The following is a 23357-nucleotide window of genomic DNA, read 5'->3' as shown; positions in this document are numbered from 1 at the left end:
AGGAAGGGAGTCGAGAGCATGGGCGTTGATGTAAACGTCATTTTTCAAATTGCGGGAGTAGGCATCGTTGTGGCATTCCTCCATACGATTTTAGATCAAATGGGGAAAAAGGAGTACGCTCAGTGGGTCACGCTGCTTGGGTTTATCTACATTTTGTTTATGGTGGCAACCATTGTAGACGATTTGTTTAAAAAGATTAAAGCCGTATTTCTATTTCAAGGATAGGGGAGGGCTTACAAATCGAAATCATACAAATTGTTGGACTTGGTTTAATCGCTACTTTTTTAGCATTAATCGTCAAAGAACAAAAGCCGACCTTCGCCTTTATGCTTGTTGTATTTACAGGGTGTGTAATCTTTCTTTATTTAATTGATCAAATCTATGCCATTATCTCGATGATTGAAAAAATTGCGGCAAGTGCCGGCGTCAATATGAAGTATGTTGAAACCATTTTAAAAATTATTGGCATTGCCTATATTGCGGAATTTGGCGCCCAGCTGACGAAAGATGCCGGACAAGGCGCCATTGCATCAAAAATAGAGCTTGGCGGCAAAATTCTTATCTTGGTCATGGCAGTCCCCATTTTAACAGTCATCATTGAGACCATCTTAGGTATGATCCCGTCCATGACTTAATTGAAAAGAGGTGATGACAATGAAACGGGTGACAGCTGTTATGGGATTGATCCTTTTCTTCTGGCTGATCGCTCCGCAGGCAGGTGCAGAAGAAAAAGAGCCTTTCTCAAATGAAGCACCAGCAGCAGAAGAAGTGGCGAATGGACAGGCTGATGCACTTGAGCTTCATTCTATCAGTGACTTTTGGGAAACCATATTGGACGAGTATGGCGGCTTTCTGCCAGAAAGCCAAAAAGGAACAGTGAAGGAAATGGTTGATGGCGATAAAGAGCTGTCTCCCCAAACATGGCTAAAAGCCTTTGTTCATTATCTTTTTCACGAGGTCATAGCAAACGGAAAGCTTCTAGGCACACTGATTTTACTCACCATCTTTTGTTCACTTTTGCAGCTTTTGCAGAATGCGTTTGAGCAAAGCACAGTCAGCAAAGTCGCTTACGCTCTTGTTTATATGGTGCTGATCATTATTGCACTCAACAGCTTTCATGTGGCGATTTCCTATGCTACAGAAGCGATTCAAACGATGACTAGTTTTATTCTTGCTCTTATACCTCTTTTATTAGCACTTATTGCTTCATCAGGCGGGCTTGTCTCAGCCGGATTTTTTCATCCCGTTATTTTATTTTTGATGAATACGAGCGGCGTTTTTATTCAATATGTCGTTCTACCGCTTATTTTTTTATCAGCGATATTGAGCATTGTCAGTACGCTGACCGAACAATACAAGGTCACCCAGCTTGCCCAGCTGTTAAGAAATGTGGCGATAGGCGGGTTAGCCGTTTTTTTAACTGTCTTTCTTGGCGTCATTTCTGTGCAAGGTGCATCTGCTGCGGTTACGGATGGTATCGCACTTCGTACAGCTAAATTTATTACCGGAAATTTCATCCCTGTCCTTGGCAGAATGTTTACAGATGCAACAGATACCGTGATCAGTGCCTCTGTATTACTCAAAAATACGGTCGGACTTGTTGGCGTCGCTATTCTCATTTCAATTGCCGCCTTCCCGGCGATCAAAGTGCTCTCGCTAGCCCTTATATATAAGCTTGCCGCAGCCATTCTTCAGCCATTAGGAGGCGGACCGATCATCAGCTGTCTTGATGTCATTTCAAAAAGTGTGCTTTATATCTTTGCTGCACTTGCTGTCGTGTCGCTCATGTTCTTTTTAAGCATTACCGTCATTATCACTGCTGGCAACTTGACCATGATGATGAAGTAAGGAGGGGGACACCTTTTGAGTTTTCTCACGGAATGGATCACAAGTATTATTCTCTTTATCTTATTTGCGATTGTCATTGATCTTCTGCTTCCCAATTCAAGCATGCAAAAGTATGCCAAAATGGTCGTCAGCCTGCTGTTGATTGTGGTGATGCTCAATCCGATTTTTGCTTTATTTCGGGCAGACCCTGATCAAATTTTCTCAGAATTGATGAAGGGGAAGGAAGAAGCACAGTCAGAAGAAATAAAAAATCGAATGAATTTAGAAAAAAAAGAAATACAAGCCTCTCAGCGTGCATATATTTTAAAGCAAATGGCTGTCCAACTAGAAAAAAGCGCAAAGGAGCCACTGGAGAAGGAGAGCTATGAAATGAAACACGTAGAAGTGCTGGCAGATGAGGAGCATCTGGATCAGAATATGGAGGCGGATCAATTTCGCATCAAAGCAGTTCTTTCCCCGCTCACAGGTGATGCGGTAGAAACGGTGGCAAAGGTGGACATTGATCTCTCCAGGCAAAAGGAGGAAAGCGCTGGATCTTCTAGCAAAGAGATCACGAGGGTGAAAGAGAAGCTTGCTGATGTTTGGAATACGAGTCCTGAGCACATTGCGCTGAACATTGAGGGAGGTGACGCAGCAGATCATGAATAACAAGGACTGGAAGCAAAAGCTGAAAGCATTCTTGCAGCCGCCTGAAAAAGGTGAAGGGAAACCAAAGTTAACGAAGCACCATTACTTGCTGCTTGTATTCATCATCGGCGTATCTTTCATGTTAGTCAGTCAGATCTTGTCACCGCCATCAAACAAAGAACAGGCTGCTGTTCCTGCTTCTAAAAAAACAACTTCACAAGAGCAGGAAGTATTCAAGCCGGCATCGTCAAGTAAATCAAAGAATTCGATTGAGGATGTGGAGCAAGAATACGAAAATCAGCTGAAAGAAATTTTAGAGACCATCATTGGCGTTGAGGACGTATCGATTGTGGTCAATGTAGACGCAACTTCTTTAAAAGTGTTTGAAAAAAACAAATCCAATAAAAGCACAACGACCGAGGAAACAGATAAAGAAGGCGGCGTGCGAAGTGTCACCGATCAAACAAAAGAAGAAGAAATCGTCATCATCAAAAATGGCAATGAAGAAACACCTGTAGTGGTTCAAACGAAAAAGCCAGATATTCGAGGTGTCCTCGTTGTTGCTCAAGGAGTAGACAACGTTCAAATAAAGAAAACCATCATTGAAGCGGTTACACGAGTGCTTGATGTACCGAGCCATAGAGTGGCTGTTGCCCCTAAAAAAATCAAGGAGGATTCGGAATGATGTTAAAAAAACAAACGGTTTGGCTATTAACGATGCTAAGTTTAGTTGTCGTCTTAAGTGTGTACTATATCATGTCTCCACAAGGTGAAAATGCAGTGACAGTAGAAGAGGTGAAATCAAAAGGAACGGAAGAGAAAAAGACTGAAACAGAAAAAGGAACGGACAAAGGAACGGAAAAAGGTGCTGATGAGAAGTCCAATGACAAAGAAACAAATGGCAAACAAGAGGATATCGAAACAAGCGGTGAAGAAGGAAAAGCTGTGTCGGAGCAAACAGACGATGAGCTTTTTACAACATATAGATTAGAGCTTGAAGATAAACGAAGCAAACAGCGCGAAGAGTTCAACGAAATCGTATCCAGTGATGATGCAACAGCACAAGAAAAAAGTGAAGCGTATGATCAAATGACAGCGCTAAGTGAGGCAGAAGGAACGGAGCGTCAGCTCGAAACCTTAATTAAAACAAAAGGATATAAAGATGCGCTAGTGAGTGCTGAGGGAGATAAAGTAAGCATCACGGTTCGTTCTGACAAAAAATCAAAGTCCCAAGCGGCCGATATTATTGATATGGTCACAAAAGAAATGAGAGGTCTTGATAACGTAGCTGTCACTTTTGAGCCCTCCAATTAATAAAAAATGAACAGGCGCCCTTTGCCGAAAAGGGCGTTTTTTGATGCGGTTTGGCGCCTTCTCCAAGGTGCTTTCGCGAGGCGCTTCGCCACAATAGTAGTTGAATTCATTGAAATCCTCCTGTAAGATGGTTATAGTATGTACTTTTAGTACTAGCCTATAAGAAAAAGATAAATCCATACATAGGGGTGCAAATCCATGTTAAAAATTGAAGAAATTCATGAACTGATTAAATTAATTGACGAATCTACAATTGATGAATTTACGTACGAAAACGAAGGTGCAAAAATCAAACTGAAGAAAAATAAAGAAGTCGTTCAGCAAGTTGCGGCACCAGTGGCTCCTGTCCAAGCAGCTCCAGCTCAACAAGCTCCTAAAGCACAAGCTCCAGCTCAGACCGAAGCCCCTGCACAAGAGGCAGCTGCGTCTGAAAATCTGCATAAAATCACATCCCCAATGGTTGGCACATTTTATGCTTCATCTTCACCAGAAGCAGATCCTTATGTGACATCAGGTTCTAAGGTGAAGGAAAACACAGTTGTGTGCATCGTAGAAGCGATGAAACTGTTTAATGAAATCGAAGCAGAAGTAAAAGGTGAAATCGTCGAAGTATTAGCTGAGAACGGTCAGCTTGTAGAATTCGGACAACCCCTCTTTCTAGTGAAAGCAGAGTAAGGAGTACGATCATGATTAAAAAGCTATTAATTGCAAACAGAGGAGAAATCGCAGTTAGAATTATCCGCGCTTGTAAAGAGCTTGGAATTGAAACAGTTGCGGTATTTTCTGAAGCGGATCGCGATGCGCTTCATGTTCAAATGGCTGATGAAGCATATTGCATCGGACCGACTGCTTCAAAAGATAGTTATTTAAATGTCACGAATATTGTCAGTGTAGCAAAATTAACAGGGACAGACGCCATCCATCCAGGATACGGCTTCCTTGCTGAAAATGCAGACTTCGCAGAGCTTTGCGAGGAATGCAATGTCATCTTTGTTGGGCCAACTGCGTCAGCCATTTCCAAAATGGGAACGAAAGATGTCGCAAGGGAAACAATGAAAGATGCCGGGGTTCCGATTGTTCCTGGTTCTCAAGGCATTGTAAAAGATCTTGATGATGCTGTTTCAACAGCAGCAAGTATTGGGTATCCTGTCATTATTAAAGCAACTGCAGGCGGTGGCGGTAAAGGAATCCGTGTGGCTCGTACCGAAGAAGAGCTCATTAATGGTGTCACCATCACGCAGCAGGAAGCAGCGCAAAACTTTGGTAACCCTGGCGTCTATTTAGAGAAGTTCATTGAAGACTTTAGACACGTGGAAATCCAAGTGCTTGCAGATCAGCATGGTCATACTATTCATTTAGGAGAGCGTGATTGCTCGATCCAAAGAAGAATGCAAAAGCTTCTTGAAGAAACGCCATCACCAGCGCTGAATGCAGACATCCGTGAGCAAATGGGTGAAGCAGCCGTAAAAGCAGCAGAAGCTGTTGAATACACTGGTGCTGGAACGGTTGAATTCATTTATGATTATAATGAAGAGAAATTCTACTTCATGGAAATGAATACCCGTATTCAAGTAGAGCATCCTGTAACAGAAATGGTCACAGGTGTTGACTTGATCAAAGAACAAATTAAAGTGGCATCAGGTGAAAAACTTTCTCTTACACAAGAGGATGTCGTCTACGAAGGATGGGCGATCGAATGCCGTATTAATGCAGAGAACCCAGAGAAAAACTTCATGCCATCAGCTGGTGAAATTAAAATGTATCTTCCGCCAGGCGGTCTAGGAGTACGTGTTGATTCTGCCGCTTATCCGGGCTATGTGATTCCGCCATATTACGATAGTATGATTGCAAAGGTGATCACATATGGTAAAACGAGAGAAGAAGCGATTGCGAAAATGAAACGCTCGCTTCAAGAATTCGTCATTGAAGGAGTCTACACAACGATCCCATTCCATCTAAGGTTACTTGAGCATGAAACATTTGTGAGCGGTAATTTTAATACGAAGTTTTTAGAAACATACCAAATCATGAAATAATCACAGCTTTCGGAGGTGAATGATCGTGTCAGAAAACAATTTGCTTGAAATGAACCTTGATGAAGATCAATTGGGAAAAGTGCAAATTGCACCAGAAGTGATTGAGGTCATTGCTGGGATCGCCGCTTCAGAAGTCGAAGGCATTGCCGAAATGCGCGGCAATTTCGCTGCTGATGTAGCAGAACGTTTTGGTAAGAAAAATCACCGTAAAGGTGTGAAAGTAGATGTCTCTGATGAAGGCATCACAATCGATGTGTATTGTGTGGTTGAATTTGGCCTATCCATTCCAAAGGTATCCACTGCTGTACAAGAAAATATCCGTCAAACTCTTTTGAACATGACTGCCTTAACGATTAATGAAATCAATATTCATGTCGTTGGTATTCAATTTGATACTAAAGCATCTGAGGCTGAAGTAGATCAAGAAATGTAAAAAAGAGTTGAAGTGAAACCAAGGAGGCGTTGCCTCTTTGGTTTTTTAAAGCCCATTTTTGGTTCATTTCCGAATAATAATGATCTCACGCGTTGATTGATTCGTTTTTCGTCACAGCTCGCATGGATCTTGGTGCGACCACGGTCAAAATATGTTATGATCTCTGTATGGCTTAACGACAAGCGGATAAAGTGGTTAAAGGAGTAAATAATGAAAAGAAGAACTGCAAGAGAAAAGGCGCTACAAACATTATTTCAAATTGATGTGAGCAATATTGATCCGAAAGAGGCCATTACACATGCGCTGGATGAACAAGAATCAGATCCTTTTTTCGAGGAGCTGGTTTTCGGTGTGCTTGAACAAAAGGACAAGCTCGATGACATGATTTCACAGCATCTAGTGAATTGGAAACTCGATCGTATTGCAAACGTAGACAGAGCCATTTTAAGGCTGTCTGTGTACGAGATGGTGTATCAAGAAGATATCCCGCTTAGTGTCTCAATGAATGAAGCGATTGAACTGGCCAAGTTATTCGGTGATGATAAAGCACCGAAATTTGTAAATGGTGTACTTTCAAACATTAAAAACGACCTAAAGCAGCAATAGGAGGATTCGACATGACAGCAACAATCATCGATGGGAAAGAAACAGCAAAAGAAAAGCGTGAGCAATTAGCAAAAGAAGTAGAAGAGCTAAAACAAAAAGGTGTCACACCTGGTCTTGCCGTTATTCTAATCGGTGATGATCCGGCTTCACTTTCTTACGTACGCGGGAAGAAAAAAGCAGCAGAAACAATGGGTATGCATTTCCAGCTTGATCATTTAGATGCTTCTTTAACAGAAGAAGAATTGCTTCAGCTGATTGATCAGTACAATGCGAATGACCAATTCCACGGGATTCTTGTTCAGCTTCCACTGCCAAAACATATTTCTGAAAAAGCCGTTATTGAACGTATTTCACCTGAAAAAGATGTTGATGGTTTCCATCCATTGAATATCGGGAAAATGCTGCTTGGGGAGGACACATTCCTTCCATGTACACCAGCGGGTATTGTTGAATTACTAAACAAAACGGGTGTTAATCTTTCTGGAAAAGAAGTCGTTGTTGTGGGACGCAGCAATATTGTCGGTAAACCAGTAGGGCAATTGCTGTTAAACGAAAACGCAACGGTTACTTACTGCCATTCAAGAACAGTGAATATTTCAGAACATACGTTGAAAGCGGACATTTTAGTTGTTGCCGTCGGTCGAGCAAACTTTATTAAAGCTGATCAAATTAAAGAAGGCGCTATTGTTATTGATGTAGGAGTCAATCGTTTAGATACTGGGAAGCTTGTTGGAGATGTTGATTTTGAAGAGGCAAAAGAAAAAGCTTCTTATATCACACCAGTCCCTGGCGGAGTCGGTCCAATGACGATTACGATGCTTGCACACAATACGGTTAAATCAGCAAAACGTACATTAGCATAAGCTTTATCCATTCATCCACCTGCATGCTGCTGGTGGATGAATGTGCGTTTTTGAAGAGGAGGAATACGTCATGAGTGAAAAAGCCTTTGTGACGGTCACAGCCCTTACAAAATACATAAAAAGAAAATTTGATGTTGATCCGCATTTAGAAGATATTTGGATCAAAGGTGAGTTATCCAATGTGAAGATTCATTCAAGAGGACATGTTTACTTCACCTTAAAAGACGAAAACGCACGCATGCAAGCTGTCATGTTCCAGCGCTCTGCAGCGAAGCTGCCTTTTTCACCAAAGAGTGGAATGAAGGTGTTTGTACGCGGCGGGATTCAAGTATATGAACCAAGCGGCAACTATCAATTATATACAAAAGAAATGCAGCCTGATGGTGTTGGTGCTCTTCATCTTGCTTATGAAGAGCTGAAGAAAAAGCTAGCAAGTGAAGGCTTATTTGATGCGCGCTATAAAAAACCAATTCCTGAATATCCAGAGGTTGTTGGTGTGATTACGTCTCCAACAGGAGCGGCTGTTCGAGATGTCATTACGACCATCAATCGGCGCTATCAGCAGGCGAAAATCATTGTGCTTCCGGCGCTCGTTCAAGGTGAACATGCGACCCGTTCCATCGTAGAGCGGATCAAGGAAGCGAATGAAAAACAGCTCTGTGATGTCTTGATTGTCGGAAGAGGAGGCGGTTCGATTGAAGAGCTTTGGGCTTTTAATGAAGAAGCTGTCGCAAGGGCCATCTTCGCATCAGACATTCCAATCATATCTGCAGTTGGGCACGAAACAGACTTTACGATCAGTGATTTCACTGCAGACATGAGAGCACCCACACCAACAGGAGCAGCCGAACTTGCTGTTCCAAGCACGACCGATTTAATTGAACGAATCAAATCAATTGATATACGGCTGACAAGAGCGGTAAAGAATCAAACCTCACAAGCGAAAGACCGTCTTGTTGCGCTGCAATCCTCTTATGCCTTCCGTTTTCCAAAACGATTACAGGAGCAAAAAGAGCAGCAATTTGATTTGGTATTTGATCGTTTTCAAAAACAACTGACGAGACAAATTGAGCAAAAGCGCAGTCAACTAGACAGACAAACATACAGGCTGAAGCCGCTTCATCCTAAAGAGCAGCTGCATCAGGCGAAAAAACGCCACGCCAACGAAACAGAACAGCTCATCCGCAGTATGAATGTGCAAATGAAAACAATTCATTCGCAGTTCCAATCGGTTCTTGGTAAACTAAATGCATTAAATCCACTTCAAGTGATGGAAAGAGGCTACAGCTTAGCCTATAAAGAAGATGAACTGATAAAAAGTGTGAACCAAGTAGAGACGAAGGATCAGCTGACTATCACGATGAAAGATGGACGTCTGATTTGTGAGGTTATTGAGAAGGAGGGGCAATCATCATGACAGAATCCAATAAACAAAAAGAAGAACAAATGACATTTGAAGAGGCGATGAAAGGTCTTGAGGAGATTGTGGGAAAGCTCGAGGAAGGAGATGTACCACTTGAGCAGGCCATTCATTATTTCCAAGAAGGCATGACCCTTTCGAAGCTTTGTCATGAAAAATTACAGCATGTTGAAAAGCAAATGGATTTCATTTTAAAAGAGGACGGTGAGCTGGCTCCTTTCTCAGTGAAGGAGGCAGATGCTGGTGACAAGTAATTTAAATGAATTTTTAACAACACGAAAACAGGCCATTGAAGATTATTTATTTACATATGTTCAGGAATTGACGATTCCAGAAGACCTGAAATCTTCTATGCTCTATTCTCTTAAAGCGGGCGGGAAAAGGCTTCGACCTGTTCTCGTTCTTGCTCTATTACATGCCTACGGTAAAAACGAAGAAGACGGCATACCTGTCGGCTGTGCGGTCGAGATGATTCATACGTATTCATTGATACATGACGACCTTCCTTGCATGGACGACGATGACCTTCGCAGAGGAAAACCGACAAATCATAAAGTTTACGGAGAAGCAACAGCGGTTCTCGCAGGCGATGCCCTTTTAACAGAAAGCTTCCGCCTGATTACATCGCAGCTGGCTAGCAGCGTCTCTGCTGACAAAAAGCTCAGAATTGTAGATGAGCTTGTGAAGTCAGCAGGTGCACTAGGAATGGTTGGCGGTCAATTTGATGACATGGAAGCAGAGCAAAAACAAGTATCGCTTACTGAACTAGAATCCATTCACGCCCGTAAAACAGGAAAGCTTCTCACGTTCAGCGTCGCGGCAGGTGCAATGGTGGCAGGAGCATCAGATGACGATATCGAAAAGCTAAGGGAATTCAGCTATCATATTGGCATTGCGTTTCAAATCCGTGATGATATTTTAGATCTCGAAGGAAGCGAAGAGAAAATCGGAAAACGGGTCGGCTCTGATACAGCAAATGAAAAGTCGACATATCCTTCTTTATTAACGCTTTCAGGAGCAAAAGAAAAGCTGCATGAGCACATCACTCGTGCAAAAGAAATTGTCTCAAATCTTCAATTAGAGCAGCAATTGCTGCATGATTTATGTGATCTGATTGCCTCAAGAGATCATTAAAAACAGCCTAGATTTGAGGGTCCTCGAGCAATTGTGGTAAACTGTAAACAGTTTATCATGATGAGACAACTCTTATTCCCCATTGGTTTTCAAAGGAATAAGGCATTATATATGTATATAGAAATTTTGTTGAAAGCGAGTTGATCCTGATTGGATCTTTTATCAATAAAAAATCCAACGTTTCTAAAAGGAATGTCAAATGCAGAATTAGAGGAGCTTAGTGCTGACATTCGCATGTTTTTAATTGAGTCCTTAGCTAACTCTGGCGGGCATATCGGTCCGAACCTCGGAGTCGTTGAGCTTACTGTTGCGCTTCATAAAGTATTTGACAGCCCAAAAGACAAATTCCTCTGGGATGTTGGACATCAGTCTTACGTTCATAAGCTGTTAACGGGAAGAGGGGCGGAGTTTGATACACTTCGTCAATATAAAGGGCTTTGCGGTTTTCCTAAACGAAATGAAAGCGAGCATGATGTTTGGGAGACAGGTCATAGTTCAACCTCGTTATCTGGCGCGATGGGTATGGCGGCAGCGCGGGATATCAAAGGGACAGATGAATATATCCTGCCGATTATCGGAGACGGTGCACTAACCGGAGGTATGGCGCTGGAAGCCTTGAATCATATCGGGGATGAAAAGAAAGATATGATTGTCATATTAAACGACAATGAAATGAGTATTGCACCAAACGTCGGTGCGATTCACACAATGCTTGGCAGATTACGTACAGCTGGCAAATACCAATGGGTAAAGGACGAGCTCGAATATTTATTCAAGCGCATTCCAGCTGTAGGCGGAAAGCTTGCTGCCACAGCAGAGCGAATCAAAGACAGCCTCAAATATTTACTTGTATCTGGCATGTTCTTTGAGGAAATGGGATTTACCTACTTAGGTCCTGTCGATGGACATTCGTATGAAGATCTTTTTGAAAATCTTGAATATGCAAAGAAAACAAAAGGTCCTGTCCTTCTGCATGTCATCACGAAAAAAGGAAAAGGCTATCAGCCGGCAGAATCCGATAAAATCGGGACTTGGCACGGTACGGGCCCATACAAAATCGATACAGGTGATTTTGTAAAACCGGCAGCAGCAGCTCCGTCATGGAGTGGTCTCGTCAGTGAGACGGTCAGAAAGCTGGCGCGGGAAGATGAGCGGATTGTTGCGATCACACCTGCGATGCCTGTTGGCTCAAAACTTGAAGGCTTTGCAAAGGAATTTCCAGAGCGGATGTTTGATGTAGGAATTGCAGAGCAGCATGCAGCCACAATGGCAGCTGGGCTTGCGACGCAGGACATGAAACCATTTTTAGCGATTTATTCAACGTTCCTGCAAAGAGCCTATGATCAAATGCTGCACGATATTTGCCGCCAGAACCTCAACGTGTTTATTGGCATTGACCGTGCGGGACTTGTCGGTGCAGATGGAGAAACCCATCAAGGTGTGTTTGACATTGCCTTCATGCGTCATATGCCGAATATGGTGCTCATGATGCCAAAGGATGAAAATGAAGGACAGCACATGGTCAATACAGCCATTCAGTATGATGACGGTCCTATTGCCATGCGCTTCCCGCGCGGTAATGGGCTGGGCGTGAAAATGGATGAACAGCTGAAAACCATTCCGATTGGGTCCTGGGAGGTTCTTCGACCAGGGAAGGACGCCGTGATTTTAACATTTGGTACGACGATTAAAATGGCGCTGCAAGCCGCAGAGGAACTGCAAAAAGAAGGAAAATCGATTCGTGTCGTCAACGCTCGGTTTATTAAGCCCCTTGATGAAGCGATGTTAAATGACATTCTTTCTGAAGGCATTCCGATTTTAACGATTGAAGAAGCTGTGCTCCAAGGCGGTTTTGGCAGCAGCGTATTAGAATATATACACGATAAGAAAGCATCTCATATCAAAGTAGAACGTATGGGCATTCCAGATGAATTTATTGAGCATGGAAGTGTTGATGCCCTGCTTGAAGAAATTGGTCTGACGAAAGCAAAGGTTGCTGACACTTTACGTGACCTGCTTCCCGCAGCACCAAGAAAAGGAATTGGATCATGACATCAAAGAAAGAACGACTTGACGTTTTATTAGTCGAACAAGGACTAATGGAAACGAGAGAGAAAGCAAAGCGTGCCATCATGGCAGGAATCGTTTACTCAAATGAAAACCGTTTGGATAAACCAGGAGAGAAAATCGCTCGTGATACTCCGCTTACTGTGAAGGGGAACCCTCTGAAATATGTGAGTCGCGGCGGGTTAAAGCTCGAAAAGGCGCTAAAAGAATTCGACTTAACCGTTGAAGGGAAATTACTAATTGATATTGGTTCGTCAACAGGCGGATTTACAGATTGTGCTCTTCAAAATGGAGCGGTCAAATCATATGCTGTTGATGTTGGCTACAATCAGCTTGCGTGGAAATTAAGGCAGGATGACCGAGTGATCGTCATGGAGCGCACCAATTTCCGCCATTCCGTCCCAGCAGATTTTACCGAAGGATTGCCAGAAGTGGCGTCAATTGATGTCTCTTTTATTTCACTTAAACTCATCCTGCCGGCTTTAAAGCATATTCTTGTCCCGGGCGGAGACTGTATTGCACTCGTCAAGCCTCAATTTGAAGCAGGCAGAGAGCTTGTTGGGAAAAAAGGCATCGTACGAGATCCGTCTGTCCATCTTGGTGTATTGGAAGAGATGAATCAATTTGCTGCAAAAGAAGGCTATGATGTCAAAGATGTATCATTTTCGCCTATTACAGGTGGAGACGGTAATATTGAGTTCCTTCTCCATTTAGTGCTTCATCCCGATCAAGAAGAGAATGCGGCACTTCCGGCTTCAGAGCTTGAAAAGGTCGTCAAGGAAGCCCATTCTGTATTGAAAGAAAAGAAAAACAGTCCTGAGCCGGCTGACACATGAGATCATTGAAACAAAAGGAATAATAGCTCGCTATTATTCCTTTTTCAGATTGTTGACAAAGGGCTAAAATGATCTAGGTTTTAGCCCTTTGTCTTCTTTCCAGCGTGATAGAAAACCTTTGCAGTCTAGGAAGGACGAGCACCGGAGCGGAGCGAATTTGATATTCGTGAGCACCGGAGCGCAGACCTGACACCGAATGCGAGGGTTTGTCTACACGCTGAAAGGAATAATAGCTCTCTATTATTCCTTTTTACATGGTCAAAAGACGAGAATTCATCGTTTCTTACGTAATGCTTGTTTTTTGAACTGTGGTTCATATAACATAGAACGTAAAGACAAACTGAGAATCAAACGCCTAGGGGGGTCAAACATGAATAAAGGTCAAAGGCATATTAAAATTAGAGAAATCATTGCGAGCCAAGAAATCGAAACACAAGATGAATTGGTCGATATTTTGAAGGCTGACGGATATAACATCACTCAAGCGACCGTTTCTAGAGATATCAAAGAATTACATTTAGTAAAAGTGCCGACGAACAATGGAACATATAAATACAGTCTTCCTGCGGATCAGCGGTTTAACCCGCTGTCTAAACTGAAGCGATCCTTAATGGATGCATTTATCAAAATGGATGCTGCCAGTCATTTAATCGTCCTCAAAACCATGCCCGGTAATGCTCAGGCCATTGGGGCTTTAATGGATAATTTAGATTGGGAAGAAATCATGGGAACCATTTGCGGAGATGATACCATTTTGATCATTTGCCGTACACCAGATGATACGGAGACAGTTTCGAGCAAAATTTTAGAGCTTCTATAAAGAATCAGGTTTACAAAAAGAGGTGTCAAATGAGTGTTAGCAGAACTAACCATTAAAAACTTTGCAATCATTGAAGAGTTAACGGTTTCATTTGAAAAAGGACTCACAGTTCTAACAGGGGAAACAGGTGCTGGAAAATCCATCATGATTGACGCAGTCTCACTTCTTGTGGGAGGGAGAGGGTCGTCTGAATTTGTTCGTTATGGTGAAAAAAAGGCAGAGCTGGAAGGGCTTTTTCTTGTACCAGCTCATCACCCTGTATTTGATTTATGCGAAGAGCAAGGAATTGACGCATCGGATGAAATGATGATTCTTCGCCGTGATATTAACAATAACGGGAAAAGCATCTGCCGCATCAATGGCAAGCTTGTCACGATCTCGCTTTTACGAGAAGTAGGACGCCTTTTGCTCGATATACATGGACAGCACGATAACCAGTTATTGATGGAGGATGAAAATCATCTGCATTTGCTCGATCAATTTGGAGCAGAAGAAATTGCACCTGCTTTGTCACAATATCAAGAAGCATATGAGCAATATACAAAGACAGCCCAAAAGCTAAAACAGCTCTCTGAGAATGAGCAAGAAATGGTGCACCGGTTAGATTTACTGCAATTTCAGTTAGAGGAGATTGAAGCGGCACAATTAGAGCCGGGAGAAGATGAGAAGCTTCAGGAAGAGCGTCATCAGATCAGCAACTACGAAAAAATCTATTCCTCACTCCAAAACGCATATAATGCCTTGCGGAATGAGCAGGGAGGACTTGATTGGGTTGGCATGTCATCAAGCGAGCTCGATCAGGTTTCTGAGATCAACGACGATCTGAAAAAGCTATCCGAACAAGTGTCGAACTCCTACTACTTATTAGAGGATTCGACGTTCCAAATGCGAAGCATGCTGGATCAATTAGAGTTCGACCCAGCACGTCTTGATTTTATTGAGTCTAGGCTGAATGAAATGAAGCAGCTAAAACGAAAATACGGGACAACGGTTGAGGAAATTTTGGAGTATGCGGCGAAGATTGAAGAAGAAATAGATCAAATTCAAAATCGAGACAGTCACCTGCAGACGCTTAAAAACAAACTGGATGCAATGAGCCGTGATGCCTTGCTGGAAGCTCTCAACGTTTCGGAGCTTCGTAAAAAATGGGCTAAAAAGCTAGCGAAGCAAATTCAAACGGAACTAAAGGATTTGTATATGGAGAAGTCATCATTTGACACAGCCTTTTCCATTCGGTATGCGCCTTTTAGCAGCACGGACTATCCGCTACTAGATGGAAAGCCCGTCCAGCTCGGAAAAAACGGAATCGACCAAGCGCAATTTGTTATCTCTACTAATACAGGCGAACCGATGAAATCTTTATCAAAAGTAGCCTCTGGTGGAGAAATTTCACGTGTTATGCTCGCCGTGAAAAGTATCTTCTCTGCCAAACAAGAAGTCACTTCCATTATTTTCGATGAAGTGGATACAGGCGTAAGCGGCAGAGTTGCACAGGCGATTGCCGAAAAAATTTACAAAGTAGCGGCTGGCTCACAAGTGCTCTGCATTACGCACCTCCCGCAAGTAGCAGCAATGGCTGATACGCACCTCTTCATTTCTAAACGCTCTAAAGCCGGCAGAACACTGACGAGCGTCAAACCATTAAGTCATGAAGAAAAAGTGAGTGAAATTGGCCGGATGATTGCGGGTGTGGAAGTCACTGAGCTGACAAAACAGCACGCAAAAGAATTGCTGCATCAAGCAAATGATGTCAAAACAACAGGGTAGCTGAAAAACCAGCTGCCTTTTTTATATTGCGTCAAAATCGCTGTATATACCCGCGAAATCGTCTTTTTCTTTTATCAATTTATCCAATCATTTTCTATAGGTGCCGGTTATAAATCCTAGCGAAGAAGGCAAAAGTAAAGATGTAGCCAAAACATGAGTGTTCTGGTGTGGGTAAGGAGCGAGGAGAGTGAAAAATGAATGCCCGAAAAGATGAGAAAAGCCATTGGTGTGATTCTCCTTGTTTCTTTAATAAGTACAGGGTTTATGAGCATAGTGAAGGAATACATCAGCATTCCAACAAATGTTGCTGTATTTGAAAAACAGAAGCACTCAATTGACACATCAATAGAAGCGTCAGCCAATGCTTCTTCACAAGCCTTTAGTCTTTCAGAGAAAAAGAATCAGCTTGAAGTGACAGGACAAAAGGCGGGAAAAGCCGAAATTGTTTATGATTTTAAAGGATTTCCTATTAAAAAAACAAAGGTCGACGTTCTCCCTGAATTAAAAGTCGTTCCTGGAGGACAATCCATTGGCGTCAAGCTCCACTCTGTAGGAGTTCTCGTTGTAGGTTTTCATCAAATCACAACAGCAGACGGCAAAAAATCACCAGGCGAAGCCGCAGGCATTCAATCAGGGGATATGATCATTGAAATCAATGGTCAAAAGATGGAGAAAATGAATGACCTCACCCCATTTATCCAGAAAGCAGGAAAAACAGGTGAAACGCTTCGTTTACTCATAAAAAGAGACCATAAAACCTTTCAAACAACATTAACACCCGCAAAAGATGCAAGTGAAGGCACCTATCGAATTGGTCTTTACATTCGAGATTCCGCAGCAGGAATCGGCACGATGACCTTCTTTGAACCATCTTCTAAAAAATATGGTGCCCTTGGGCATGTGATTTCTGACATGGATACAAAAAAACCAATCGTTGTCGACAATGGTGAAATTGTCAGATCAACCGTGACATCGATTGAAAAAGGCACAGGAGGCAATCCTGGAGAAAAACTGGCGAGATTCTCTTCCGAACGAAAAACGATAGGGGATATCTCCCGCAACAGCCCATTTGGTATCTTTGGTACATTAACCGAAAAGCTTGAAAATCATGTATCAGACAAACCGCTTCCAGTCGCTTTATCAAATGAAGTAAAAGAAGGTCCAGCAGAAATTTTAACCGTTGTGGATCATGATAAAGTGGAGAAGTTTGATATTAAAATCGTCAGTACGACACCGCAGAAATTCCCGGCAACAAAAGGGATGGTATTGAAGATAACAGATGAGCGTCTTTTAAGTAAAACGGGCGGTATCGTCCAAGGCATGAGCGGAAGCCCCATCATCCAAAACGGAAAGGTCATTGGGGCGGTCACACACGTATTTGTCAATGATCCGACAAGCGGCTACGGGGTACACATTGAATGGATGCTGTCAGAAGCAGGAATCGATCTTTATCAAAAAAACAAAAAAGCAAGCTGATCATGAAACTGCCGCGAATCTTCCGGCAGTTTTTTTCTCCCCTTTCTTTCTCTGCCATCATGTTATAAAATAAGGAAAAAGAGATTTTTCGACAAAATGGAAAATAGATTGTTGTCAAATTGCAATAATCGTCGATTCGTTAAGAAAAACGTAGAAAAAGCTAGATAATGCTCTATTATTCGGAAAATTAAAGTTTTTTAAAGGGGATAGCATGGTTTTGTCGAATTGAACACTCAGAAGAGAAATGCAAAAGACTAAAGGAATCGACATTGGGGAGGAAAGAACGTGGAGAAAATTAAAGTGTGTGTAGCTGATGACAATCGAGAGCTTGTTGGCCTTTTGACAGAGTATATTGAGGGACAGGAAGATATGGAAGTGCTTGGTGTGGCGTATAATGGTCAGGAATGTCTGACATTATTTAAAGATAAAGAGCCCGACGTTCTCCTCTTAGATATTATCATGCCTCATTTAGACGGTCTTGCTGTACTGGAACGCCTCCGTGAAAACAATGACATGACCAAACAGCCAAGTGTGATTATGCTAACGGCGTTCGGACAAGAAGATGTCACGAAAAAAGCAGTTGATTTGGGCGCATCCTATTTTATCTTAAAGCCATTTGATATGGAAAACCTAGTCGGTCATATTCGTCAAGTCAGTGGAAACGGCACACAAGTCACCCATCGATCTTCATCTATCCAAAACAGTGTTCTTCGAAACAAACCTGAACCGAAACGTAAAAACTTAGATGCGAGCATTACGACGATTATTCATGAGATTGGCGTACCCGCTCATATAAAAGGCTATTTATACTTAAGAGAAGCCATTTCGATGGTGTACAATGACATTGAGCTTCTCGGAAGCATCACAAAAGTGTTGTATCCAGACATCGCGAAGAAATTTAACACGACTGCCAGCAGGGTAGAACGAGCGATTCGCCATGCGATTGAAGTTGCTTGGAGCAGGGGAAACATCGATTCCATTTCCTCACTCTTTGGTTATACTGTCAGCATGTCTAAAGCGAAACCAACCAATTCTGAATTTATCGCGATGGTAGCTGATCGTCTGCGCTTAGAGCATAGAGCTAGCTAGTTCATTTTCATAAAAAAACGTTTCTTCAAAGAGGCGTTTTTTTATTTTGAAAAAATATTGTCAAAAATTGGTCGTATTGATACAATCATCTTATTGTTTTATTTAGACAACTCGGCTTGCTTTATTTTCAGAATAAAATGAAAAATAAAGCATGAAAGAAATGGGTATGACATAAATTAGTGGTAATCAGCTACGCCAATCAATTGGTCTTTTAAAATAGAAGAAGAAAACGCTCATTCGTAAGAAAAAGGATGAGAGGAAAAGGTCTGATGGATTTAGTAAATAAAGTAAATGAGATCGAAAGTTCTATTTCTATTGACCTGATTGGTTGGCGTTTTAAAGTCACTGGCTTCTTAGAGATTGTGCCATTTGAACTGAATATTCCCATTGTCGAAATTAATAATTTTCACATTCTTTTACTATGCTATAATAATGAAAAGAAGAGGGTGAGGTTATGGGAAAGCTGAAAATCCACTCTGCTGAGGTAGCGAACGAAATTAGCAAGTGGACGAGGGTCATTTCTCAGAATGACCTAGAAAAATCTGCTATCTATAAAGAGAAAATTCAGAATTTGCTAAAAAATACAGATGAAGACCGCGAAGTTCTCCTGTATTATCAGCTTGTTAATGGCAGACATGAAATGTTACTTGGAAATATTGAAAAAGCCAATCACATTATGAAAAGTGTCGGAACGCTTGATGAGAAAGCAGATGACATTATTAATTTTTATTTTTACTTTTACAAAGGCCAATATGCTGCATATGTGAAAAAGTATGATGAAGCCATCAGCTTTTACAAAATTGCAGAACAGCGCCTAAAACGTGTGAATGAAGACCTTGAAGTAGGAACTTTTCACCATAAAGTTGCTTCAATCTATTACGAACTGAAACAAAATTTCATATCCATTAATCATATCAAAAAAGCCATCGATACATTCAAAGCGCATGAAGAGTATACAGCGCAGGCGATTGACAGCTTGATTTTACATGCAAGTAATTGTATTGATTTGTTTCAATTTGAAGAAGCAGAGGAAAAATACCAAGAGGCACTTGAGAAAAGTAAACGCATTAACAATGAAGTGCTGATTGGGAAATGCTATCACAATTTAGCCGTTCTTTATTATGCAAAGCATGATTATGAAAAAAGCGCACATTATGCAAAAAAAGGAATTGGCATTCAAATTCACCGCGACAATAGCCATTATTACATTCAATCTTTATATGTTCTGGCAAATGCCTTAGTTCATCTAGGAGATCAAGAAGCGAAGGAATATATTAAAGAGGGCATTCAGTATAGCTGCGATATCCAAAATAATGAATATATAGTAAAATTTGAAATTTTAGATTTGATGTGCGAAAATAGTGGAGTAGCAGACGTATTCTCAGAAAAATTAGACTACATAGAAAAAAATAGATTATATGTGGAGCTTGAGGATTTGTCTGAACAAATATCGAAATACTTCAAGGAACGAAATGACTATCAAAACGCCATTCGTTTTCTTGAAAAGAAATTCGATGCACAAATACTTCAAAAGAAAGTGGAGGTTATCTTATGAAAAAGTTGTTGTTAGGTGTAACCGTCGTTACAGCAGTCGCAGTTGTTTCTTCCCTTTTTGCTCTTGACGCAGAGACGACAGAGCAAGCCATCAGAGCGATTACGTGATCGAATTTATCTGTCAACCTCTTCGTACTAATCAGAAGAGGTTTTTTTATGTGCTCAAACTGGAAAAACGAAAAGAGACACGTCATAATGAAAGGAAGCATCATACTTAGAGGTGACCTATGACGAAAATTTTTGCACACAGAGGTTTTAAAGGAATCTACCCTGAAAATACCATGATAGCCTTTGAGCATGCACTCCATTCTGGAGCTGACGGTATTGAGCTGGATGTTCAGCTGACGAAAGATGGCAGGCTTGCTGTCATTCACGATGAGAAGCTGAACAGAACAACGAATATGAAAGGCTTAGTGAAAGACCATACATATGAAGAGCTAAAAGCAGGAGATGCGAGTCATTCTTTCTATGAAGAAACCGGTGCTGTATCCATTCCTCTTTTAGAGGAAGTATTGGAGCTAGTGACGCAGCAATCATCACTCATCATCAATATTGAACTGAAAAACTCCATTTATCGATATCCTGGTATTGAAGAGAAAGTGAAGGAGCAAATTGAACACTTTCAAATAGAAGATCGTGTACTTGTCTCATCGTTTCATCATGGGAGTTTAGCTCTTTTTCACAAGCTGATGCCGCATGTTGAGCTTGCTGTTCTCACAATGGATGTGATTCATCAGCCGGAGATGTACGTAAAAACAGTACCTGCAAGAGGTTATCATCCGAATATAAAGGGAGCAGGGGTAACAAAAGAAGTTGTATTGGCTCTCCATGCCGCTCAGCAAGTGATCAGGCCGTTTACAGTAAATAATGAAAAGCAAATGAAAAACATGTTTTCCTTAGGTGTCGATGGAATTTTCACAGATTTTCCTGATCGAGCCGTGAAAATAAGAGAAGAAATGAAATAAAGACCTGCTATCATCAGCGGGTCTTTATTTCACGTTTTATCTCTGCTTAAAGCGAGCAGTCACTTTATTTCGTTTACGGTCTCTATATAAAATAAAGCCAGCCACTACATAAAGACCCACCCCTAAAAATAACAACCCTGCAATTCCTTGCAGCCATAAAAATGGAAATGGTGCAATGATGATGCCGAAAACCGTGTCACGCAGCAGCTTAATCCCAATTGCAGCAAGCGCGCCAGGTATTAAAATAATCACTAATGCAAGTATTCTCCCCATCAAATGTCCCCTTAAACGTCATTTACTTCCATTGTCTAATTCAAAAAATATTTTGTCAAGAAAGGAAAACGTGGTAATATAAGAGTTGTGCAATTTTTTGCAACGGAAAAATATGGTGTGCAAATTTTTTCATACAAAGGGGTAACGGGATGCAGAGAGTCTTGATTGTCGGTGCAGGACAGGGTGGATCAGCATTGCTTGAAACATTGCTGAAAACAAATATGATTCAAATCGTTGCAATCGCCGACCTTGATCTTGAGGCACCGGGGATGGTAGAAGCGAAAAAGAATGGAATTGATACGACAACGGATTGGAAAGAATACATAAAAGATGACATTGATATCATCATTGAAACAACAGGCAGTTCAGCAGTGCTGAAAGAACTGATGGAAAAAAAACCAGAGCATGCTGTCATTGTTCCAAGTTCAATGGCATACGCCATATCAGAATTAATGTCAGAAAAGCATCAGCTCATTCAAATATTAAAGGAACAAACCTATAAACATGACCGCATTTTTAATGCAACGAACGATGGCATGATTTTTATTAATATGGATGAAGAAGTCGTCCTATTTAATCGGTCGGCTGCCAAAATGGTTGGATGTTCGCAAAAAGATGCGATTGGCCGGCACATACGTGAAGTGATCCCAAATACAAAGCTTCCCGATATTTTAAGATCGAGGGAGCCAGAATTTAATCAAAAACAATTTCTGAATCAGCAAATACAAATTGTCACAACGCGTTTGCCAATTATTGATGACGCAGGAAGAATGCTGGGCGCTTTATCTATTTTCAAAGATATTACAGATGCAGTGGAGCTTGCGGAAGAAGTCACAAACCTCAAAGAAGTGCGCACAATGCTTGAGGCCATCATTCAATCATCAGATGAAGCGATTTCCGTCGTAGATGAGCAGGGGAAAGGGATTTTAATCAACCGAGCTTACACGAAAATGACGGGGTTAACAGACAGAGAGGTTGTGGGCAAACCAGCAGGTGCGGATATTTCTGAAGGGGAAAGCATGCATTTGAAGGTGCTTGAAACGAGAAGACCGGTTCGAGGCGTTAGAATGAAAGTCGGACCAAATAAGAAGGATGTGATCGTCAACGTAGCACCAGTGATCGTTGATGGCATTCTAAAAGGCAGTGTCGGCGTCATTCATGACGTATCAGAAATTCAATCACTCACGAATGAATTAAATAAAGCAAGACAGCTCATCCGGACACTTGAAGCAAAGTACACATTTGAAGACATTATTGGAGAAAGTGAACAAATGCTTGTGGCGCTTGAGCAGGCAAAGCTAGGAGCAAAAACACCAGCCACCATTTTACTCAGGGGAGAATCGGGTACTGGAAAAGAGCTGTTTGCGCACGCTATACACAATGAAAGTGACCGGAAATATAATCGCTTTGTAAGAGTCAACTGTGCGGCCTTATCGGAAACCCTTTTAGAGTCAGAGCTTTTTGGCTACGAGGAAGGAGCGTTTTCTGGTGCAAGGCGCGGCGGCAAAAAAGGGCTGTTTGAAGAGGCGAATCACGGCAGTATCTTTTTGGATGAAATTGGTGAAATGACGCCAAGTACACAAGCGAAATTATTACGCGTCATGCAGGAAAAAGAAATTGTTAGAGTCGGCGGAACAAAAGCCATACCTGTTGATGTACGTGTGATCACCGCAACAAATGTCAATATTGAAAAAGCGATGGCGGAAGGTAAGTTCAGAGAGGACTTATATTATCGGATGAACAGATATCCAATCTCTATTCCGCCGCTAAGGCAGCGCCTAGAAGATATTGACTCCTTAAGTAAACGCCTTATTCAGAAAATCAATTTAGACTATGGACGAAATGTGAGCGGCTTAACGGAAGGGGCGCTCGATAGACTTCGATCCTACAGCTGGCCTGGTAACGTAAGGGAACTGGAAAATGTCCTTGGACGAGCCATGATCTTTTTGAATCCGCAAGAAGAATGGATTGATGAGGATCATATTTCCTTCATGGAGTCAGAAGAGCAGGAAGAAAAAGAGCAGCAGGAACTGGCTGTCAGTCAATTTGAGGGAGAGACACTTTCGGATGCTGTTGAGGCATTTGAAGCGAAACTCATTAAACAAACCCTTGAAAAGCATCAATTCAACCGCACGAAAACAGCAAAAACGTTAGGGATCAGCATTCGAAACCTTTACTATAAAATGGATAAATATCAACTTGCAAAAGATAGCATGCAATAAAATGCAT

24 protein-coding genes and 1 pseudogene are annotated in these 23357 nt (G+C 41.7%); 24 read left to right on the top strand and 1 reads right to left on the bottom strand.

Annotated elements, in window-relative coordinates:
* The first annotated feature begins 18 nt into the window (after positions 1-18).
* The 23 genes from spoIIIAC to C6W21_RS06980 all read left to right on the top strand — a co-directional run bounded on the left by spoIIIAC (position 19) and on the right by C6W21_RS06980 (position 20855).
* Positions 19-225 carry a stage III sporulation protein AC gene (gene spoIIIAC / locus C6W21_RS07090; RefSeq protein ID WP_003153142.1) on the top strand — a complete coding sequence of 69 codons (207 nt, stop codon included), beginning with the start codon at positions 19-21 and terminating at the stop codon, positions 223-225.
* Positions 222-635, top strand: a complete 414-nt coding sequence (spoIIIAD, locus tag C6W21_RS07085) for a stage III sporulation protein AD (RefSeq protein WP_087978339.1) — start codon at positions 222-224, stop codon at positions 633-635. The genes spoIIIAC and spoIIIAD overlap by 4 nt, the downstream gene beginning before the upstream one ends.
* A gap of 19 nt (positions 636-654) precedes the next feature.
* A complete protein-coding gene (gene spoIIIAE, locus C6W21_RS07080; protein WP_106049788.1) occupies positions 655-1848 on the top strand; it encodes a stage III sporulation protein AE in 1194 nt (397 codons plus the stop codon).
* Positions 1849-1863: 15 nt separating this feature from the next.
* Positions 1864-2496, top strand: a complete 633-nt coding sequence (spoIIIAF, locus tag C6W21_RS07075) for a stage III sporulation protein AF (RefSeq protein WP_106049787.1) — start codon at positions 1864-1866, stop codon at positions 2494-2496.
* Positions 2489-3160: a stage III sporulation protein AG gene (gene spoIIIAG, locus C6W21_RS07070; RefSeq protein ID WP_106049786.1), complete on the top strand. Its 672-nt coding sequence runs from the start codon at positions 2489-2491 to the stop codon at positions 3158-3160. Before spoIIIAF ends, spoIIIAG begins: the two co-directional genes overlap by 8 nt.
* Complete coding sequence (locus tag C6W21_RS07065) at positions 3160-3789, top strand: SpoIIIAH-like family protein (RefSeq protein WP_189318167.1); 630 nt, start codon at positions 3160-3162, stop codon at positions 3787-3789. Before spoIIIAG ends, C6W21_RS07065 begins: the two co-directional genes overlap by 1 nt.
* A gap of 198 nt (positions 3790-3987) precedes the next feature.
* Positions 3988-4464: an acetyl-CoA carboxylase biotin carboxyl carrier protein gene (accB, locus tag C6W21_RS07060; protein WP_003215926.1), complete on the top strand. Its 477-nt coding sequence runs from the start codon at positions 3988-3990 to the stop codon at positions 4462-4464.
* Between the two features lie 11 nt (positions 4465-4475).
* The gene (gene accC, locus C6W21_RS07055) at positions 4476-5825 is read left to right on the top strand and encodes an acetyl-CoA carboxylase biotin carboxylase subunit (RefSeq protein ID WP_106049784.1); all 1350 of its coding nucleotides are present in this window, start codon (positions 4476-4478) and stop codon (positions 5823-5825) included.
* 25 nt (positions 5826-5850) lie between these two features.
* Entirely contained in the window at positions 5851-6258 is a 408-nt protein-coding gene (locus tag C6W21_RS07050) for an Asp23/Gls24 family envelope stress response protein (RefSeq protein ID WP_034620383.1), read from the top strand.
* Between the two features lie 210 nt (positions 6259-6468).
* Positions 6469-6864 carry a transcription antitermination factor NusB gene (gene nusB / locus C6W21_RS07045; protein ID WP_034661255.1) on the top strand — a complete coding sequence of 132 codons (396 nt, stop codon included), beginning with the start codon at positions 6469-6471 and terminating at the stop codon, positions 6862-6864.
* A gap of 11 nt (positions 6865-6875) precedes the next feature.
* The gene (gene folD / locus C6W21_RS07040) at positions 6876-7727 is read left to right on the top strand and encodes a bifunctional methylenetetrahydrofolate dehydrogenase/methenyltetrahydrofolate cyclohydrolase FolD (RefSeq protein WP_106049783.1); all 852 of its coding nucleotides are present in this window, start codon (positions 6876-6878) and stop codon (positions 7725-7727) included.
* A 70-nt stretch (positions 7728-7797) separates the two neighbouring features.
* A complete protein-coding gene (gene xseA / locus C6W21_RS07035; RefSeq protein ID WP_106049782.1) occupies positions 7798-9144 on the top strand; it encodes an exodeoxyribonuclease VII large subunit in 1347 nt (448 codons plus the stop codon).
* Positions 9141-9401, top strand: coding sequence for an exodeoxyribonuclease VII small subunit (locus tag C6W21_RS07030; RefSeq protein WP_003215880.1), 261 nt, complete (start codon positions 9141-9143; stop codon positions 9399-9401). Before xseA ends, C6W21_RS07030 begins: the two co-directional genes overlap by 4 nt.
* Positions 9385-10281, top strand: coding sequence for a polyprenyl synthetase family protein (locus C6W21_RS07025; protein WP_411266015.1), 897 nt, complete (start codon positions 9385-9387; stop codon positions 10279-10281). Before C6W21_RS07030 ends, C6W21_RS07025 begins: the two co-directional genes overlap by 17 nt.
* A gap of 150 nt (positions 10282-10431) precedes the next feature.
* Positions 10432-12333: a 1-deoxy-D-xylulose-5-phosphate synthase gene (gene dxs, locus C6W21_RS07020; RefSeq protein WP_106049780.1), complete on the top strand. Its 1902-nt coding sequence runs from the start codon at positions 10432-10434 to the stop codon at positions 12331-12333.
* Positions 12330-13184: a TlyA family RNA methyltransferase gene (locus C6W21_RS07015; protein ID WP_034661248.1), complete on the top strand. Its 855-nt coding sequence runs from the start codon at positions 12330-12332 to the stop codon at positions 13182-13184. The genes dxs and C6W21_RS07015 overlap by 4 nt, the downstream gene beginning before the upstream one ends.
* Positions 13185-13554: 370 nt before the next feature.
* Positions 13555-14004 carry a transcriptional regulator AhrC/ArgR gene (ahrC, locus tag C6W21_RS07010; RefSeq protein ID WP_024422938.1) on the top strand — a complete coding sequence of 150 codons (450 nt, stop codon included), beginning with the start codon at positions 13555-13557 and terminating at the stop codon, positions 14002-14004.
* Positions 14005-14037: 33 nt separating this feature from the next.
* A complete protein-coding gene (gene recN, locus C6W21_RS07005) occupies positions 14038-15771 on the top strand; it encodes a DNA repair protein RecN (protein ID WP_106049779.1) in 1734 nt (577 codons plus the stop codon).
* A gap of 198 nt (positions 15772-15969) precedes the next feature.
* Complete coding sequence (spoIVB, locus tag C6W21_RS07000) at positions 15970-17247, top strand: SpoIVB peptidase (protein ID WP_106049778.1); 1278 nt, start codon at positions 15970-15972, stop codon at positions 17245-17247.
* A gap of 285 nt (positions 17248-17532) precedes the next feature.
* Positions 17533-18336, top strand: a complete 804-nt coding sequence (gene spo0A / locus C6W21_RS06995; protein WP_012010520.1) for a sporulation transcription factor Spo0A — start codon at positions 17533-17535, stop codon at positions 18334-18336.
* Positions 18337-18605: 269 nt separating this feature from the next.
* Entirely contained in the window at positions 18606-18803 is a 198-nt protein-coding gene (locus tag C6W21_RS06990) for a hypothetical protein (protein WP_106049777.1), read from the top strand.
* Positions 18791-19891, top strand: a complete 1101-nt coding sequence (locus C6W21_RS06985; protein ID WP_106049776.1) for a Rap family tetratricopeptide repeat protein — start codon at positions 18791-18793, stop codon at positions 19889-19891. The genes C6W21_RS06990 and C6W21_RS06985 overlap by 13 nt, the downstream gene beginning before the upstream one ends.
* A 226-nt stretch (positions 19892-20117) precedes the next feature.
* Positions 20118-20855 (top strand): glycerophosphodiester phosphodiesterase, encoded by a 738-nt coding sequence (locus C6W21_RS06980; RefSeq protein ID WP_106049775.1) that lies wholly within the window; start codon positions 20118-20120, stop codon positions 20853-20855.
* A gap of 36 nt (positions 20856-20891) precedes the next feature.
* Here the strand turns inward: C6W21_RS06980 and C6W21_RS06975 are convergent, their stop codons facing one another.
* Positions 20892-21128, bottom strand: coding sequence for a DUF2627 domain-containing protein (locus C6W21_RS06975; protein WP_106049774.1), 237 nt, complete (start codon positions 21126-21128; stop codon positions 20892-20894).
* Positions 21129-21577: 449 nt separating this feature from the next.
* Here C6W21_RS06975 and C6W21_RS06970 point away from each other — a divergent pair.
* A pseudogene (locus C6W21_RS06970) lies at positions 21578-23350 on the top strand (sigma 54-interacting transcriptional regulator); the annotation flags it as partial.
* Between the last annotated feature and the right edge of the window lie 7 nt (positions 23351-23357).

The organism is Bacillus sp. NMCN1, from assembly GCF_002998085.1.
In the GTDB taxonomy this organism is placed as follows: Bacteria; Bacillota; Bacilli; order Bacillales; family Bacillaceae; genus Bacillus.
The sequence above is the reverse complement of the archived record's forward strand: the minus strand, read 5'-3'. Positions and strand labels throughout refer to the sequence as shown.